Below are 16,239 nucleotides of genomic sequence, written 5' to 3'. Positions count from 1 at the left end.
TTAGTCTTCTACACTCAAATACTCCAATCCTAAACTGTTGAACTCGTTGTTGAACGCTTGGATTTCTTCATCCACTAAGGCATCAAAAGCGGTCAACTGGGTTTTGATTTTGCCCGAAAGTTCATTCTTAACAGCTATGTCCTGTTCTGTTGGTGGAAAATCATCAATGGACACCAGGCTGTTCAAGTGTGCCAATTTGTTGGTCAACCGGATTGGGAAGTTCAAGGGGTCTTGATTACTTCGGTTTTGGGTTTGGTAAAGGGCCTTTTCAATCTCGCTGAACCCTTCCTTCATCTTCTCCGCCTTTTCCACAAGTGCTTTGGTGGCTTCAACATCTTTGTACTGTTTCACAAAAGCGGACAGTTTTTCATTGATTTTTCGAATTTTTTTGATGGATTGATGTGCCTTGTCCACCGTTTCATTGATGTCCGAAATGAAATCATACTGTTTTTGCATATCGGCTACAGAAACCTCAGCTCTTGGATCGGGAAGAATCGTAAAATTTTGCGATTGATTGTTTCCATTCACATTCAAATGCACTTTATACGAACCGGGAACGGCTTTGGCACCGTCCAGATTGGCCCACCAAAGAATCATTCCTTCCAGTTTTTCAGCTCCTTTTCCCCGCGTATCCCAAACGTGGGTATTGCCTCCTTTTTTCACCATTAGTCTTTTGTCCTTGTCCTCTGCTTTATTACTGTACCAAGCCAGGGTATCGCCAGACATGGATGTATAGGTGAGCACAATGCTGTCCTTTTCAGCAATATCCTTCAGATAAAAATGGGTGACCACTCCGTTGGGGTGGTTTTGACCTTCAGTGAGTGAAGGTGTTTGAGCTGCCGACCCTTTGGTACGATAGCTATCCTTGGGTTGGTACAAAACCGCATCCAAGGATTTTTTTGAATCATCCAACTGGTGCAAAACGGTAAGGTCATCTATAATCCATAGGCTTCTACCTTGAGTGGCCACGATTAAATTGTTATCCGTAATGGTTAAATCCGTAATGGGAACTATGGGTAAATTCATCTGGAATTTTTCCCAGTTCTGTCCATCGTTGAAAGAAATGTACATACCGGTTTCCGTTCCAGCATAAAGCAACCCTTTTCTTTTTGGATCCTCACGAACCACACGGGTAAAATGCTCTCCGTCTATATCATTTGTGATTTTGGTCCAAGTTTTTCCGTAATCCGTGGTTTTATACAGATACGGAGCAAAATCACCCAATTTGTATCGGGTTGCGGCTACATAACAGGTGCCTTCATCAAAAGCAGAAGGTTCAACACTATTGACCATGCTCCATTCGGGCATATTGGACGGGGTTACATTTTCCCAAGTTTCTCCGCCGTCTTTGGTGACATGAATCAAGCCATCATCACTGCCCACCCAAAGTAAGCCTTCTTTTAAAGGACTTTCATTCGCCGCAAAGAGGGTGCAGTAATACTCCACCCCGGTGTTGTCTTGCGTAATGGGCCCACCACTGGAGACCAATTTTGTAGGGTCGTTTCTTGTAAGGTCATCACTCAGCAATTCCCAACTCTGCCCTTCATTGGTGCTCATATGCACATGATTGGAGAAAGTATACAGTTTTTTGGGGTCGTGCTTGCTGAATATGATGGGGAAATTCCATTGAAAACGGTATTTCATCCCTTCGGCACCATAGCCCATAGGATTATCGGGCCAAACATTGATACCTCTTACCGTATTCTTCTCGTGGTTTACACGCGTTAAAAATCCCCCATAACTGCCACCATAGACAATATCGTTGTTCGCTGGGTCAACAGCAATATGAGCCGATTCACCCCCGGCAGTTTCTTCCCAATCATCTTCACCGATGGAACCATCATCGCTTCTATGATTGATACGTAAGGTTGAATTGTCTTGCTGGGCTACATAAATACGGTAGGGAAAAGCATTATCCGTAGTTACACGATAAAATTGAGCCGTGGGCTGATTGTAATAGGTGCTCCACGTTTCGCCACCATCATAACTGATCTGGGCGCCACCATCATCACCAATAATCATACGCTGCGAATTCTCTGGGGCTATCCAAAGATCATGGTGGTCTCCATGGGGCGCATTGAAGGTGTTAAATGTTTTTCCACCATCGGTACTTTTGTGATACGACACATTAAGGACGTAAACCACATCTTCATCTTCAGTATCTGCATATACACGGGTATAGTACCAAGCACGTTGACGAATTTTACGTTCCTCATTAATTAAAGTCCATTTTTTTCCGCCATCCTCGGAGCGATACAATCCGCCTTTTTCCTTATTTTCTACAATGGCCCAAACGCGATTACTGTTTTTTGGCGATACGGTCACTCCGATAATCCCCAAGGTGTCCTTTGGAAAACCTTCATTCTTTGAAATTTCGGTCCAAGTTTCGCCGCTATCGGTACTTTTCCAAAGCGCGGAACCATCACCTCCACTGCTTAAGCTGTATGGGGTACGCTGTACCCTCCAAGTAGATGCATACAGTATTCTGGGATTGTTGGGGTCAAACGTTAGGTCAACGGCCCCAGCATGGTCGTTTACAAAGAGAACTTGTTTCCATGTTTTTCCACCATCCGTTGTTTTGTAAATACCACGTTCCTTGGTGGGCTTGTAAATATTACCCATGACGGCGGCGTACACAATATTATGGTCGGTTGGGTGCACCTTCAACCTTGGAATATGCCTTGTTTTTTCCAGTCCCATGGATTTCCATGTTTTACCGGCATCCTCTGTTTTCCATACCCCATATCCTGATGAGACATTACCGCGAACGGTCTTCTCTCCTCCGCCCACATAAATAACATTGGGGTCACTTTTAGCTACCTCAACAGCACCAATACTTCCGCCAAAAAAACCATCCGAAATATTGCTCCAGGTACGGCCCCCGTTTGTGGTTTTCCAAACACCTCCGCCTGTTGCTCCAAAATAAAACAGGTTGGGTTCGCCAGGTACTCCGGTCACCGCTGCGGAACGGCCTCCACGGAATGGACCTATCAATCGATATTCCAGACTGGAATAGAGCTCGCTTGGATATTCGGGTGCGGATTGGGTATTCTTTTTTCGTTGGGATTGAACTGGAGCAATGCACAGTGTTGCGGTAAGCAAAAGCATACCGATGTTGAGAAAGCTAGTCTTCATTTTAAAAGTGTTGAATTAGTCGGCTTTAAATGTAATGAAAATGGGACAAAAAGGTTATCAATATTTTGTACTTTAACCACCCATAAAAAATATTTTACCATACAATGCAACATTACTTTAAACTCCTAATTCTTTTTATTGCCCTTGCCACTTCCTGCAAAAACAAACCAAAAAATGAAGATGTCCATCAAACTGCGGAGACTCCTGAAAAAGTTGCCTCCGAATGGATCTATCTTTTTGATGGAACCAGTTTGGAAGGTTGGCGCGGGTACAACATGGATTCCCTTCCGCCCGGATGGACCATAAAGGACAGCATATTAACCTTTGATACCGAATTGGGCCTTGAACAGGACTATAAAGGAGGGAAAGACATTATATATGGTGCCGAGGAGTTCGACAATTTTGAACTGTATTTGGAGTGGAAAATTCCCGAAGGGGCCAACAGCGGAATTTTTTATCATGTGAAAGAAGGCTATGACGGCCCACCCGTAGTGGCCCCGGAATATCAGATTATTGATGATGAAAACTATGCCAACATCCACGACCTCACTGGATACAATTCCCAGTTTGGTGCTGAGCACCCAGAAAAACTCCAAGATTGGCAGAAAACAGGGGCCGATTATGCTATGCATGTAGCGGATGAATCCCAAAAACAGTTGAACCCGGTCGGTGAATGGAACTCCTCCAAAATTGTATTTACCCCCGAAAAGGCCGAACACTGGCTCAATGGCAAAAAACTATTGGAATTTGTGCCGTGGTCCGAAGAATGGAAGGCCAAGAAGAACTCCGGAAAATGGGACAATGCCCCGGATTATGGCAAATTTAAAAAAGGGTATATTGCCCTTCAGGACCACTCCAGTCCCATCTGGTTCCGCAATATCAAAATCAAAAAACTTTAACTGACTATACCATACCATCGCATGAACAAACGAGAATTTATCAAAAAAAGCAGCGTAGGCGTTTTAGGTCTTGCACTGGCCCCATCGCTATTGAACAATTTAAATCCACAACAAAGGCTGCGAACAGCCCATATAGGTGTGGGCAATATGGGTTTTGAAGACTTACGTGATATTTCATCCCATCCGCAAGTGGATGTGGTGGCCCTTTGCGATGTGGATGCGGTTAATTTGGCTGCTGCCCACAAACTGCATCCCGGTGCACGTGTCTTTTTTGATTACAGAGCCATGCTCCAAGAAATTGGTGATGAAATTGATGCCGTTATTGTATCGACACCGGATCATACCCATGCGCCTGCTTCCTTAATGGCCATGGAGATGGACAAGCCCGTTTATTGTCAAAAACCATTGACCCATTATGTATCGGAATCAAGGGAAATGAAAAAATTGGCCGCCGAAAAAGGGTTGGTGACCCAAATGGGGATACAGGTGCATTCCTTTTATGACTATAAATTGGCCACACTTTTGATTCAATCCGGTATCATTGGCAAAGTACATACAGTTCATGCCTGGTCTCCCAAGAATTGGGGGTATGATGGGCCCCTTCCTCAGGGAGAAGACCCTGTTCCTGCCCAACTGGATTGGAACCTTTGGTTAGGAACCTCCGCAGAAAGACCTTACAAAGAGGGCATGTACCATCCTGGTAATTGGAGAAAGCTGATGGATTACGGCTGTGGTACCCTCGGTGATATGGGTGTCCATATTTTTGATACGCCCTACAATGCCCTCGCCCTCGATGTGCCTCGCACCATTAGAACTGAATGTCGACCTTCCAACGGTTTCGGTTATCCTGAAAACAATACCGTTACCTATGAGTTTCCGCAAACCCCATATACTACCAAGACTTTAAAATGGGTCTGGTATGATGGCCCAGGTGCTCCAACCCTGAGCGAAGACCTTATGTTGCCGGGTATGGAAATGAAAAAAACTGCTACATCCGGTGATAAAAGTGTAAAAGACAAAATATCATTGGATGCCGGAGTTGCCGCCGAAAACGAATTGCCGGAACAGGGTGCCATGTTTGTGGGTGAAAAAGGACGTTTATTGTTGCCCCACTTTATGCAATTGCCCAAGAAAATCAGAAAAGGGAAATATGTGGACATCTCCAAAGAAATCGCCAAGGTATCCGAAGAACACAACTTGGGTGAGCCTATTCGCAACTACCAGTCCGAAGGCCCCAAACACTATCATCAATTTGTGGACGCCTGTTTGGGCAAGGGAGAAACCACAGCCCCATTTGATTATGCCGCGCGATTGACGGAGACCATTCTTTTAGGAACCATCGCGGGTCGTTTTCCAGGTGAAACCTTGCATTGGGATGCAGAATCAGCAAGATTCAAAGAAGAGAAAGCGAATCAATACTTGTCTGGCGATTACAGGGATTTTTAAGGTTGTCGCCATGAAAGCACAGCTTGTTTCCCTTTTTATACTGTTGCTATCGATGCATACAATGTCACAAAACCGACTTCGAGATCACGGTGTGGAAATAGGCGTGCTCCAACCTGGAACATTCAACGCCATTACCGACGTTCCCGGAGTTCAAGTGGGGCACACCACTCTACAAAAAGGTGATGCCAGTAGAACTGGGGTTACGGCTATTTTACCACATTCGGGAAATATTTTTCAGGAAAAAGTGCCTGCTGCCATCTATGTGGGCAACGGTTTTGGAAAATTGGCTGGCTACACCCAAGTTAAGGAGTTGGGCAATTTGGAGACGCCCATTGTTTTGACCAATACGTTGAGTGTTCCCACCGCGGTAAATGCGGTCATCAGCTATACATTGGACCAAACAGGCAACGGAAATGTTCGTTCCGTTAATGCCGTAGTGGGCGAGACCAATGATGGCTACCTCAACGATATTCGGGGGCGTCATGTTACCGAAGCTGATGTACTCCAAGCTATTTCTTCAGCAACTTCTGGGACCGTTCCCGAAGGTAATGTAGGCGCAGGCACGGGTACCATCTGTTTTGGTTTTAAAGGTGGCATTGGAACTTCATCTAGAGTACTCCCGGAAAAATCTGGTGCTTACACCGTAGGTGTATTGGTGCAGACCAATTTTGGGGGAGTACTACAAGTGGCCGGTGTGGATGTGGGCAAACAGCTTGGACACTATTCCGATAGTTTTAAATATTCTCCCGATGGTTCCTGTATGATGGTGGTGCTTACCGACGCTCCCTTGGATTCAAGAAATTTGGAGCGACTGGCCAAACGGGCCATGCTTGGCCTCTCCAGAACAGGAGGCATAGCCAGTAATGGCAGTGGCGATTATGTGATTGCGGTTTCCACCGCAGAAGACTGTCGAATTCCCTACGAAAGTGAAAATCCCATTCAAACTGTACCCACTTTACGTAATGAAGCTATGACTCCGCTCTTTTTGGCCACTATTGAAGCTACCGAAGAAGCCATACTCAACTCCCTTTTTGCGGCTAAAACCACTACTGGAAGGGATGGACATACCATTGACGCCCTCCCCAAAGAAAAAGTTCTTAAGATGTTGAAGGAGGCTGGGAAAATCAAAAAATAATTCTACTGCTCCCCTAACGCATAAATCGCAAAAGTGCCCAACCAGTGGCCGCCCTCATAATTGTCCCCAATCAAGTTTGGAAAAGAATAGGCCAAATGTTCATGAGCCAAGGACTCTAAATGTCCATATTCCTCCGGATATTGATTCGCCAAGCCAAACAGTACCCAAGCCCGGCTAAAATTCAAGCCATCCAAGTGGACCAACTGCCCATCTTCACGATCGCCAACCAAGGCCACGGCCACATCAAAGTCAGGTTGTTGCAAACTGGGCAGGAACTGATTCATCCACTTTAAAAATTCTTCCTTCCCCAAAATACGTCGCATTAAATCCACCTCCTCAAAACATGGGGACAGAAAATCCGCGCCACTGGGCTCCCAAGTCAGCGGACAATCCGCATCATTTTGATAAAAATCCAGCGCACGTTGCTTAATCGCTTCCTGCAAAGCAGTATTGTTCAGGGTTTGGGCATAATCCCAAGCAAAGGCCAATGCAAAAGCGGTGTTGGTATGTGTCCCCACCCGAACCGGATATTGCAATTTGGGCAGATAGTCAATGAATTTTTGGGCAATCAACTCCGTTAAAGGTTTCAAGTTGCTTTCCAATTCTCGGGCGAGCGGGTCTTCCCAAGTATGGAGCTCCTCGGCCAATTTCAACAACCAACCCCAACCGTAGGTTCGCTCGTAATTTTTATTGTGCTCTCCTTCAAAATAATTAACCTCTCCGGCTATGCTCCCTGGTGTGATGTTTTCTGAAAGTATCCTTCGCATCCGTTGCGCTTCTTCCACATTTGGAAACTCCTTCAGCAATCGCACCATGGACCAATTGCCATGCACAGAGGAATGCCAATCAAAACAACCATAAAAAGCAGGGTGAAGGGATTGGGGTTCCCCTAAATCATCCTTGCTTCCCAAAGTGTGGCCCAATTTATTGGGATACTCCTTTTGCACACATTCCAACGGAAGGGTGGCCAAGCTATTGGCCTGTTCCAAGGTAAGGGTGATTTTTTCAGAACTGGTCGGTTGTTTCTCTACTACTTGTTCGGTTGGTTTTGATTTTTTGTTCCCTTCTCCACACGAAGTGAGGAAAAGCACAGATGCTGCCAAAAAAATACGTGATTGAAATCTCATTAAATAATCTGTTTTTATCCAATTCAAGTAGTCCAAAGTAGCAAAACCCATCCATTTTGTCCCAATACACTACTGGATAAGTTCGTTTTTTATAGATTTAAAGCACCAAACCGCAGCTACTATGAAAAATGCATACTATTTGATTTTCTTGTTTTCCCTAAGTTGCTTTTCGCAAACCCCAACTGAAGACAAAGACAAAGCTGATATCTTAAAGGTGCTCTCTGTTCAGCAAAATGCTTGGAACGATTACGACATTGACACTTTTATGGAAACCTATTGGAAATCGGAGGAGCTTACTTTTTATGGTAGTGCTGGGGTGGTAAAGGGTTGGCAAAGTACCAAGGATCGATACAAAAAGAGTTATCCGTCCCAAGATCATTTTGGCCATCTTAAATTGACATCAAATGAGATTTCCAAGGTGTATGAGGATGCCTATATGGTTATGGGAGAATACAACCTCACGCGTACCGTAGGAAACATGCACGGTATTTTTATGCTAGTCCTAAAGCGGATTGATGGGGAATGGAAAATCATTGCGGACACTTCTTGTGAGGTAAAGTAAACCTTCGTATACCCTTATGCGGTGTCCTCCCTACAAAACCGCCTCCACACATCAGAATAGCAGACACTTACAACATTTTTGCGCCAAATAGAGTCCAGAAGGGTTAGTTTTGACACAATATGATCTTGCTAAACCCACATAAATCTGTACTTGTAGTTACGTTTATGGCGTTTGTCATAGGGAATATGGGTATGGTGCATGCCCAAAAATCAGCCCCAGTGGCTGTTGATGACTCCTATGAGCTCGGTATCGACTTTACACTACAAAAAAATGCGAGCAACGGACTTTTGGCCAACGACTCTGATGCCAATGGAAATGCAACAATGTCCGTACAGACCAGTCCAGTAATTGACCCTGCCAATGGATCTGTTAGCATTAATGCCGATGGAAGCTTTACGTATACACCTGATTCCGGTTATATTGGAAACGATACCTTTAGGTATCGCGTTTGCGACGACGGCACCCCGAATAACACGGTTTCACTTTTTGATTTTGACAATCCAGACCTTACCATTGCCACCATAGGTCCAGATGCTACATCGGTCAACCCACTAGCGGCACAATTGGGGTGTGGAATCTATTTTCCCACTGGTGCTGGTGGTAGTACCGGTTTCGATATTAACGTACCCAACACAGGCGGTATTTTTAATTTTACCAGTTTTAGGGTTTTCTTTGAATATGAAGACCAAGAAGGAACTGCAGATATTGTAACAGCAGGTAATTTTAGAGTCTACCACATAACAGGTAATGAATTGGGCATACGGGTCGATGTGATTGATGGTGTTACGGGTTCACCCACAAGCTATACCACAACATTGGGAAGTTTTATTGCTGGAAACGTCCCTTATTCAATTTCTTATGATGAAGTCACAGGAAACATTACCTATACCGCGAACGGAACCACTTCTGTGATAGCATTGGCTCCGCCTAACTCTCCACTTAATACGGCCAATGCAACAGATATTCTTCTTGGGAGGTTCATGGATGGTAGTGGTTCTACTAGGCCCTCGCTCTGTAGCATGGGTTTTGTGGATAATAGCAGACTATGTGATGAAGCAGACGTTTTTCTTACCATTGGGGCAAAAGTGATTACCAATAGAAAGATCACCTATCGGGTAAATCCAAATTAATTCAACCTTTTTTAAGGTCCTCCAAAGTTTACTAAGCACATTTTTTTTAGTTTTAAGTGGATTTAGTAAAAACACTGTACCATGGACCTATTTGGAAAAATAAAAGAAAAACTCAGCAATGAGTTTATTGACATTGTTGAGTGGCTAGACTATACGGATGACACCATTGCGCATCGATTTGAACGCTACCAAAATGAAATCAAGAACGGGGCAAAGTTGATTGTCCGAGAAGGACAGACCGCTGTGTTCATCAACGAGGGGCAACTAGCCGATGTTTTTAAGCCGGGCACTTACGACCTAACCACACAAAACCTACCCATTTTAGCCACCTTAAAAGGATGGAAATATGGGTTTAACTCGCCGTTTAAAGCAGAGGTCTATTTTGTGAATACCCATTTGTTCACCGATGAAAAATGGGGTACAAAGAGTCCCATTACGCTAAGTGATGACCGTTTCGGTTTGGTAGAAATACGAGCCTTTGGCACCTATGCGTTTAAAATTTCAGATGCAGGGAAGTTCATCATCGATATTGTGGGAACCGATAGCAACTTTACCAATTTTGAAATCAACGAGCACTTAAAAAGCTTGATCGCTACGCGATTCACCAATACAGTTGGCCAAGCCAATCTGCCCATTGAACTCTATGCGGCCAACACCACCGAACTTTCAGATACCTGTCGTGAAGTGATGGCTCCTGAATTTCAGAGCGTGGGGATTTCCTTGGAAAAATTCTACATTGAAAATGTCTCTATGCCCGAAGACCTTAAAAAGGAAATCTTCGAGTACAGCCGTATCGATAAATTGGATTTGGACAAACTCACCAAATTCAAGACCGCCAAAGCCATTGAAGCTGCCGCCCAAAATGAAGGTGGAACTGCTGGCGCTGGAATGGGAATGGGAATGGGGTTTGTGTTGGCCCAGCAAATGGGCGGAATGATGAATCCGCAATCGGGAGGTGAAACCGCGCAAGGACAACCCGCAGCAGCGCAAACGCCTCCACCTATGCCCGCACCCACCCAGTATTTTTATGCGGTGAACGGCACGCAACACGGTCCCGTATCGTTTGAACAACTACAAGCTTTGTTTGCGGGCAGAACCGTCAACCGGGATAGTTTGGTCTGGAAACAAGGTATGGCGGCTTGGACCCCCTTGAAGGAAGTGGATGAATTGAAATCGTTCTTGGGTGGCAATACCCCTCCGCCATTGCCAACAGAATAATACATTTGATATCATTTCGAAGGAGCTTGCGAATGAGAAATCTAAATCGGAAAGTTGAGATTTCTCAATCGTTGCTTCGCAACTTATTTCGAAATGACAATTGATTCAAGAAAATGAGTGGGATTCGTCGTTTCACTCAGAATGACAAAAGCCCTTGGAAGAACAAGAAATCCAAAAGACCGAACTCAAGAAAGCCTGTGTCAACTGTGGTGCCGAACTTAAATACAAGCCAGGCACCACTAACATCAGTTGCGAATATTGCGGGCATGAGGAAACCATAAAATTGGGTGAAAAGGGGTTTGAGGAGTTAGAACTATACCCCTATCTCCAAGAGATGGGCGCTCAACGGCACAGTGAGGAAATTTCAATGCTTCACTGCAAAAATTGTGGTGCCAATCAGCATGTGGAGGAAAATTATAAATCACTCCACTGTGTCTATTGTGGAATGCCCTTAATCCTAGAGGATGCCTACAAAGAAGATTGGATTTTGCCCGGTGCGGTACTTCCCTTTCAAATTGATAAGAAAGCCTCATTTGCCATTTTTAAGAAATGGGTAAATGGGTTGTGGTTTGCTCCGAACAAACTCAAAAAAGCTGCACTGGATCCCCAATTTACCAAAGGACTTTATTTACCGTATTGGACTTTTGATGCGCAACTTACCGCTTCCTATACCGGCCAGCGCGGGGAGTATTACTATGAAACCAAAAGGGTTCGGGATGCGAATGGGAAAATGGTCACGCAACGGGTTCGGAAAACCCGATGGTATCCTGCTTCTGGAAAAGTTTCCGGGTTTGTGGACGACACCTTGATTAAGGCTTCACAGCAAAAAGCAGGACGGATTCCACAAAAAATTGCCCAGTGGAACTTAAAGCTATTGCAGCCTTTTGATAGCAGTTTTCTTTCTGGTTTTGTTACTGAAAAATATACCATCCCCTTGCAAGAGGGACACCTTCATTCCAAAGAAGTGGCGCGGGATATTGCAGAACGCTGGTGTAGGCAAGACATTGGCGGAGACACCCAACGAGTGACAAGCATGGATATGCAACTCTCCGAAGAGACTTTTAAGCATATTTTGTTGCCGGTTTATGTGAGCGCCTATCGGTACCAAGGTAAGGAGTACAATTTCTTCATCAATGGTGAAAATGGGCAGATTTCGGGAACAAGGCCCTATAGTTTTTGGAAGATTTTCTTTGCCGTGCTATTGGGATTGATTGCTATTGGAATCTTTGTTTATTTTGCTAAATAATAGGTTAATAGCTGTTTACAATCTGTATCTTTAACCATGCCCAAACCGATTTCTTTAATATCAGTGTTTGTTTTGCTCAACATGGGCATTGGTCGCATGTTTCAAGAGAGCTTGGGAATTCCGTGCTTTTCTGAGTTGAGTATTTTGGCTATTACCAGCTTTGTCTTTTGGACGGCTTCTGCCAAGCAAATCAAGGTTTGGAGTCAAAAATGGTCGTTTAACCCCCATTCCAAATCTCTGTTGATTCAAGGAGGGCTGGGATTATCGGCCTCGGCATTGAATATTATTATGGGACAGCTATTGGTCGTTTTTTTAATGACCACTGTATTCCAGTGCACTTCGCCCAGTTTCAATTTATTGAATGCCGGACTTACCAACAACATTGCAGTCAACTTACTTTGTTATTTTTTCCTTTTGTTTCATTTTGTGGGAAACGAATCAAACTCAACAACAAGCACATCAGAAAAACCCGAACAGATAAAGGTTTCCAAAAACGGAAGGCAGTTTATCCTTCACCCCAAGGAAATTCTATATGTGGAAACGAATAATAATTGCATTGTTTTACACACCGAAAAAGGGAAGTTTGTGAAATACCAAAGTCTACTCGCTTTTCAAAAACAAGTAAGTTCCAACAATTTTGGGCGCGTTCACCGGTCCTATTTGGTAAATTCCAACTGTATTGATTCTTTCCAAAAAAATAAGAATGGGGATGGTACCCTTTACTTGAAAAATGGAGCGAAGCTAAAATTCAGTCGAACTTATTTTAAAGATTTTATAGGTTCTGATTCCGCGACTCACGACTAATTTTCCGCAACTCGCATAGCTTCATTATTGCCAACTGCGCTCGGCCATTATTTTTGAAATAACAAAATAAAAAACCATGAATCGTTATTTCATCATCATTGCCATTTTCACTTTGCTTTCCTGTAAAACAGAGACACAGGCCCCAGATTCCACCGCAGTTATTTCAGAACAAGACCAAGTTTTACTGCGACAGCTAAAGGAAGTGGATTGGCCCAAAGCATACAGAGAACAGGACACGGTGTTGCTCGATTCCATTTTGGGGGATGACTTTCAAATGATCGATGCGGATGGCAACTGGTCCAATAAAGCACAAGAATTGGCATGGATAAAGGAACACGGTAGCTCCCACGATTCCTTTTTCTTTGAAATAAAACGTTTGGACCTATTGCCCAATGGAACCGCAATGATCTGCGGTACGGGACATATTTTTAAAGATTCCACCAAAACCATTTATCAATCCAGCAATGTTGTGGTTAAACGAAATGGACAATGGAAGGCCATTGCTTCGCATGTTTCGGGAATAAAACAGGTGGAATGAAATCCTAAAAACTAAAATTTGGCAATATTTAGTATTTTTCGCATTCAATCATCAATCATGCGGATAGTCTTTTTGTTGGCCCTATTTATTTCATGTGCTAATCCTGAAAAATCCATTGAACTTCATTTCGAGAAAGATTTAATTCCCGAGGGAATTGCCATTGACCCCGTTTCAAAAAAGGTGTACCTGAACAGTTTAAAAAGTGCTAAGATTGTCCGTTGCAATTTGGATGGGAACCGTGCGGAGGAGTTTCTTTCGAGTCATGAATTCGGGTATCTTTCCGGTTTTGGCATGACCATAAAAGGAGATACCCTATATGCACTGGGAAATGGGTTGTCCAAGGAAAATAACAGCTCCATCTTACTCTTGCTGGATATCACCTCGGGAGAACTCATCAAGTCTTACACGCTTAACAATGGAAGTTTTGTGTTCTTGAATGACATTGCAGTAAACTCGAAGGGGGCTGTTTACATCACGGATTCTGAAAGCGGTGACATTTATACCATTAACCCCGCAACAGGTCAATTGGAGGTCTTTTTTTCCCATTATGAGGTGAAACACTCCAACGGTATTTCCATTTCGGATGACGGCAAATACCTGTACTTGGCTTCGTACACCAGCGGTATCCGAATTTTGGATATTACCCGTAAAAAACTCATCAACCAACCCAATACATTCAAGGGCATTGATGGCATGATATATCACGGGAACAACCTTTTTGCCATTGTCAATGGAAGAAGAGACCTAACACTTAATGGAGTCTTTCAATTTGGGTTGAATGAAAATAGCTCAGAAATTATCTCTGATACCAAAATAACAGTATTTGAACACGCTTCAGACATCCCAACGACCTTCGCCATTTATGACGGCCATATGTACTTTGTAGCAGATTCGCAGTTGAATAATTTTAATCAGGAAAACAATACCATTATCCACCCAGACCAATTGGAGAATTATCGATTAACTCGCTTAAAAATTCCTTTATAAAGCATCTGTTATGATTCATAAAACTTCCTTTTGCTTCATTTTTTTTGGTTTGATGTGCCTATTATTTTATGCCCAGAATGAAGACCAAAACACTATCATGTCCAAAAACTATTGTACTGAAATTGGTCGCTTTGATCTCCTTATCGATAACGATGAAGTGGCTGGCGCCTATTATTTGATTCACAAAAAGGCACTCGGTGGAGTTTGGGGTCGATTGAAAGACCACGTAATGACTGGCCGCTGGCACGATGCTGACGGAAAAGGGGACATTATCATCACCTTTAACCCAGATTTTTCCTTTTTTACTGCCGATTATCGCAATGATGATGAACCCGAAAAATGGTACAAGGACTCGTGGCACGGTTCGCTCAGACCTAATGAAACTTCCTCTTTTGAAGTCAACGGAAAGACGTTTCGCTGCGAATGATTTTGGAATTAGTCCAAAAACTCAAGGCAAATGGGATTGGGCACTTCAACCTCGCTCAGGTAAGTCAGTGTACCAGCTTCCACATCTCTTTTGAACACCACAATGTTGCTGCTACTTTTGTTGGCCACCAATAAAAAGTTTTCAGAAGGGTCCAACGAAAAATTACGTGGCCAATCTCCGTGAACGGATTGCCTTCCCACCAAACTCAATTTCCCGGAGGTAGCATCCACGGCAAAAATGACAATGGTGTTTTCCCCTCTATTGGAACCGTACAAAAACTTTCCATCGGCTGATAAATGAATATCGGCACAGGCATTTCTTCCTTTAAAATCTCGGGCCAAGGTTTCCACTACTTGAATTTCTTGATAGGTTCCATCAGTATTTTTCTCGAACACGGATATGGTAGCATTCAATTCATTGATGACATAGAGTAGCTTCCCATCCTGGCCAAATGTAAAATGTCGTGGTCCAGCTCCATCAACAAATGACAGCGTCTCTTGTTCTCCTGGCACAAACATGCCATCCGTTAGCTGGTAGCGTTTTATGGCATCGAGACCTAAATCAGCCACAAAAAGACCTTCTTTGGTAAATTGTGCCATGTGGGCATGGGGTGTTTTGGTGGTATCCAAAACTTTATGATCAATTATTTGGGGGGCACTCCCAAAAGACCCATCTTCATTCAACCGATATAGTGCAACACTGCCTCCTGAATAGTTGGATACGGCCAAGCGGCCATCTCCTGAAAGTGCAACATGACAAGGGCCTGGGCCTCCAGTGCCCATGCTGTTTTGTAGTTCCAACCCTTCCTTATTGATTTTAAAAGCGAAAACACCTCCTCCCAGACTATCAAAATCTGCCGTTTCCTGTACTGCGTACAGGTGCTGTTTATCCTTGGAAATGGTCAAAAAGGAAGGGTTGGGAATTTTTGCTTCCAACTTTAAGGAGTCCAACTCTCCAGTTTCAGCATTAAATTGAAGCGAGTAGATGCCTTCGCTGTCTCCTTGGGTGTAGGTTCCTATAAATACGGTGTGCGTCTTCATTTTTTGGGAATCATCCGAACAAGCCATAAAGAATATGGCAACTAACAGAAGAAATATAAGGTTCTTCATTGATTTGTACATTAATATTTTAAAACATCGAAAGTAACGTAATGTCATCAACTTTTTATCTTTATAATGTGAAAAATGATGTTTTATTACTTGTGCTTTGTAGTTTGGGAATTGCCCAAGGCCTCTTTTTGTGTGTGTATTTAATCACATTGAAAAAGGGCAACCGTCTTGCACACCGATTCTTGGTGTTAGTGATATTAGGTTTGACAATCCGCATCGGAAAATCCATTTTAAATGTTTATTTGAACTTAGATTCCTGGCAGAGAAATCTTGGCATAGCCGGGATTCTAATTGTTGGTCCAAGCATATGGCTTTATGGCAAACTATTATTTTATAAACTAAAAAAACTCCCTTTTTCGCTCTATCTACATTTTTTACCTTACCTCTTGTTTGTCATTTTCAGCGGTTACATTCCAAATCAAGGGGATACGCTATCACTTTTAGTTTATTGTGCTGTTTTTGGCCATCTTTTAGTC

The 16,239-nt window shown here is 43.5% G+C and carries 14 protein-coding genes; 11 read left to right on the top strand and 3 right to left on the bottom strand.

What is annotated here, in order from left to right; genetic code table 11:
• Nucleotides 1-3,135: a glycosyl hydrolase gene (locus tag AB1A65_RS04950; protein WP_366586225.1), complete on the bottom strand. Its 3,135-nt coding sequence runs from the start codon at nucleotides 3,133-3,135 to the stop codon at nucleotides 1-3.
• Nucleotides 3,136-3,239: 104 nt separating this feature from the next.
• Between AB1A65_RS04950 and AB1A65_RS04945 the strand changes: the two genes are divergently transcribed.
• The 3 genes from AB1A65_RS04945 to AB1A65_RS04935 are packed head-to-tail and all read left to right on the top strand — an operon-like array spanning nucleotide 3,240 to nucleotide 6,615.
• Nucleotides 3,240-4,034 (top strand): DUF1080 domain-containing protein, encoded by a 795-nt coding sequence (locus AB1A65_RS04945; protein WP_366586223.1) that lies wholly within the window; start codon nucleotides 3,240-3,242, stop codon nucleotides 4,032-4,034.
• Between the two features lie 21 nt (nucleotides 4,035-4,055).
• On the top strand, nucleotides 4,056-5,480 hold the full coding sequence (locus AB1A65_RS04940; RefSeq protein WP_366586221.1) for a Gfo/Idh/MocA family oxidoreductase: 1,425 nt from the start codon (nucleotides 4,056-4,058) through the stop codon (nucleotides 5,478-5,480).
• Nucleotides 5,410-6,615, top strand: coding sequence for a P1 family peptidase (locus AB1A65_RS04935; RefSeq protein ID WP_366586219.1), 1,206 nt, complete (start codon nucleotides 5,410-5,412; stop codon nucleotides 6,613-6,615). The genes AB1A65_RS04940 and AB1A65_RS04935 overlap by 71 nt, the downstream gene beginning before the upstream one ends.
• Before the next feature lie 2 nt (nucleotides 6,616-6,617).
• Here AB1A65_RS04935 and AB1A65_RS04930 read toward each other — a convergent pair whose 3' ends face one another.
• On the bottom strand, nucleotides 6,618-7,742 hold the full coding sequence (locus AB1A65_RS04930; protein WP_366586217.1) for a DUF2891 domain-containing protein: 1,125 nt from the start codon (nucleotides 7,740-7,742) through the stop codon (nucleotides 6,618-6,620).
• 121 nt (nucleotides 7,743-7,863) lie between these two features.
• Here AB1A65_RS04930 and AB1A65_RS04925 point away from each other — a divergent pair, with 121 nt between their 5' ends.
• The 8 genes from AB1A65_RS04925 to AB1A65_RS04890 all read left to right on the top strand — a co-directional run bounded on the left by AB1A65_RS04925 (nucleotide 7,864) and on the right by AB1A65_RS04890 (nucleotide 14,654).
• Nucleotides 7,864-8,304, top strand: a complete 441-nt coding sequence (locus AB1A65_RS04925) for a nuclear transport factor 2 family protein (protein ID WP_366586215.1) — start codon at nucleotides 7,864-7,866, stop codon at nucleotides 8,302-8,304.
• Between the two features lie 164 nt (nucleotides 8,305-8,468).
• Entirely contained in the window at nucleotides 8,469-9,434 is a 966-nt protein-coding gene (locus AB1A65_RS04920; RefSeq protein WP_366586213.1) for an Ig-like domain-containing protein, read from the top strand.
• 81 nt (nucleotides 9,435-9,515) lie between these two features.
• Complete coding sequence (locus AB1A65_RS04915) at nucleotides 9,516-10,652, top strand: SPFH domain-containing protein (protein WP_366586211.1); 1,137 nt, start codon at nucleotides 9,516-9,518, stop codon at nucleotides 10,650-10,652.
• A 154-nt stretch (nucleotides 10,653-10,806) separates the two neighbouring features.
• A complete protein-coding gene (locus tag AB1A65_RS04910; protein WP_366586209.1) occupies nucleotides 10,807-11,898 on the top strand; it encodes a DNA helicase PriA in 1,092 nt (363 codons plus the stop codon).
• A 36-nt stretch (nucleotides 11,899-11,934) separates the two neighbouring features.
• Entirely contained in the window at nucleotides 11,935-12,702 is a 768-nt protein-coding gene (locus AB1A65_RS04905; RefSeq protein ID WP_366586207.1) for a LytTR family DNA-binding domain-containing protein, read from the top strand.
• A gap of 76 nt (nucleotides 12,703-12,778) precedes the next feature.
• A complete protein-coding gene (locus AB1A65_RS04900; RefSeq protein WP_366586205.1) occupies nucleotides 12,779-13,240 on the top strand; it encodes a nuclear transport factor 2 family protein in 462 nt (153 codons plus the stop codon).
• Between the two features lie 57 nt (nucleotides 13,241-13,297).
• The gene (locus tag AB1A65_RS04895; protein ID WP_366586203.1) at nucleotides 13,298-14,227 is read left to right on the top strand and encodes an SMP-30/gluconolactonase/LRE family protein; all 930 of its coding nucleotides are present in this window, start codon (nucleotides 13,298-13,300) and stop codon (nucleotides 14,225-14,227) included.
• 97 nt (nucleotides 14,228-14,324) lie between these two features.
• The gene (locus AB1A65_RS04890; protein ID WP_366586201.1) at nucleotides 14,325-14,654 is read left to right on the top strand and encodes a hypothetical protein; all 330 of its coding nucleotides are present in this window, start codon (nucleotides 14,325-14,327) and stop codon (nucleotides 14,652-14,654) included.
• A gap of 8 nt (nucleotides 14,655-14,662) precedes the next feature.
• Here AB1A65_RS04890 and AB1A65_RS04885 read toward each other — a convergent pair whose 3' ends face one another.
• Entirely contained in the window at nucleotides 14,663-15,763 is a 1,101-nt protein-coding gene (locus AB1A65_RS04885; RefSeq protein WP_366586199.1) for a lactonase family protein, read from the bottom strand.
• Nucleotides 15,764-16,239: the final 476 nt, after the last annotated feature.

Origin of the sequence: Allomuricauda sp. ANG21 (assembly GCF_040705235.1) — a bacterium.
GTDB lineage: Bacteria > Bacteroidota > Bacteroidia > Flavobacteriales > Flavobacteriaceae > Flagellimonas > Flagellimonas marina.
Note: the sequence above shows the minus strand (reverse complement) of the source record. Positions and strands in the feature narration are given on the sequence as shown.

Coding starts and splice junctions, on each gene's coding strand:
- AB1A65_RS04950 (WP_366586225.1), bottom strand. CDS start 3,135: ATGAAGACTAGCTTTCTCAACATCGGTATGCTTTTGCTTACCGCAACA.
- AB1A65_RS04945 (WP_366586223.1), top strand. CDS start 3,240: ATGCAACATTACTTTAAACTCCTAATTCTTTTTATTGCCCTTGCCACT.
- AB1A65_RS04940 (WP_366586221.1), top strand. CDS start 4,056: ATGAACAAACGAGAATTTATCAAAAAAAGCAGCGTAGGCGTTTTAGGT.
- AB1A65_RS04935 (WP_366586219.1), top strand. CDS start 5,410: ATGCAGAATCAGCAAGATTCAAAGAAGAGAAAGCGAATCAATACTTGT.
- AB1A65_RS04930 (WP_366586217.1), bottom strand. CDS start 7,742: ATGAGATTTCAATCACGTATTTTTTTGGCAGCATCTGTGCTTTTCCTC.
- AB1A65_RS04925 (WP_366586215.1), top strand. CDS start 7,864: ATGAAAAATGCATACTATTTGATTTTCTTGTTTTCCCTAAGTTGCTTT.
- AB1A65_RS04920 (WP_366586213.1), top strand. CDS start 8,469: ATGGCGTTTGTCATAGGGAATATGGGTATGGTGCATGCCCAAAAATCA.
- AB1A65_RS04915 (WP_366586211.1), top strand. CDS start 9,516: ATGGACCTATTTGGAAAAATAAAAGAAAAACTCAGCAATGAGTTTATT.
- AB1A65_RS04905 (WP_366586207.1), top strand. CDS start 11,935: ATGCCCAAACCGATTTCTTTAATATCAGTGTTTGTTTTGCTCAACATG.
- AB1A65_RS04900 (WP_366586205.1), top strand. CDS start 12,779: ATGAATCGTTATTTCATCATCATTGCCATTTTCACTTTGCTTTCCTGT.
- AB1A65_RS04895 (WP_366586203.1), top strand. CDS start 13,298: ATGCGGATAGTCTTTTTGTTGGCCCTATTTATTTCATGTGCTAATCCT.
- AB1A65_RS04890 (WP_366586201.1), top strand. CDS start 14,325: ATGTCCAAAAACTATTGTACTGAAATTGGTCGCTTTGATCTCCTTATC.
- AB1A65_RS04885 (WP_366586199.1), bottom strand. CDS start 15,763: ATGAAGAACCTTATATTTCTTCTGTTAGTTGCCATATTCTTTATGGCT.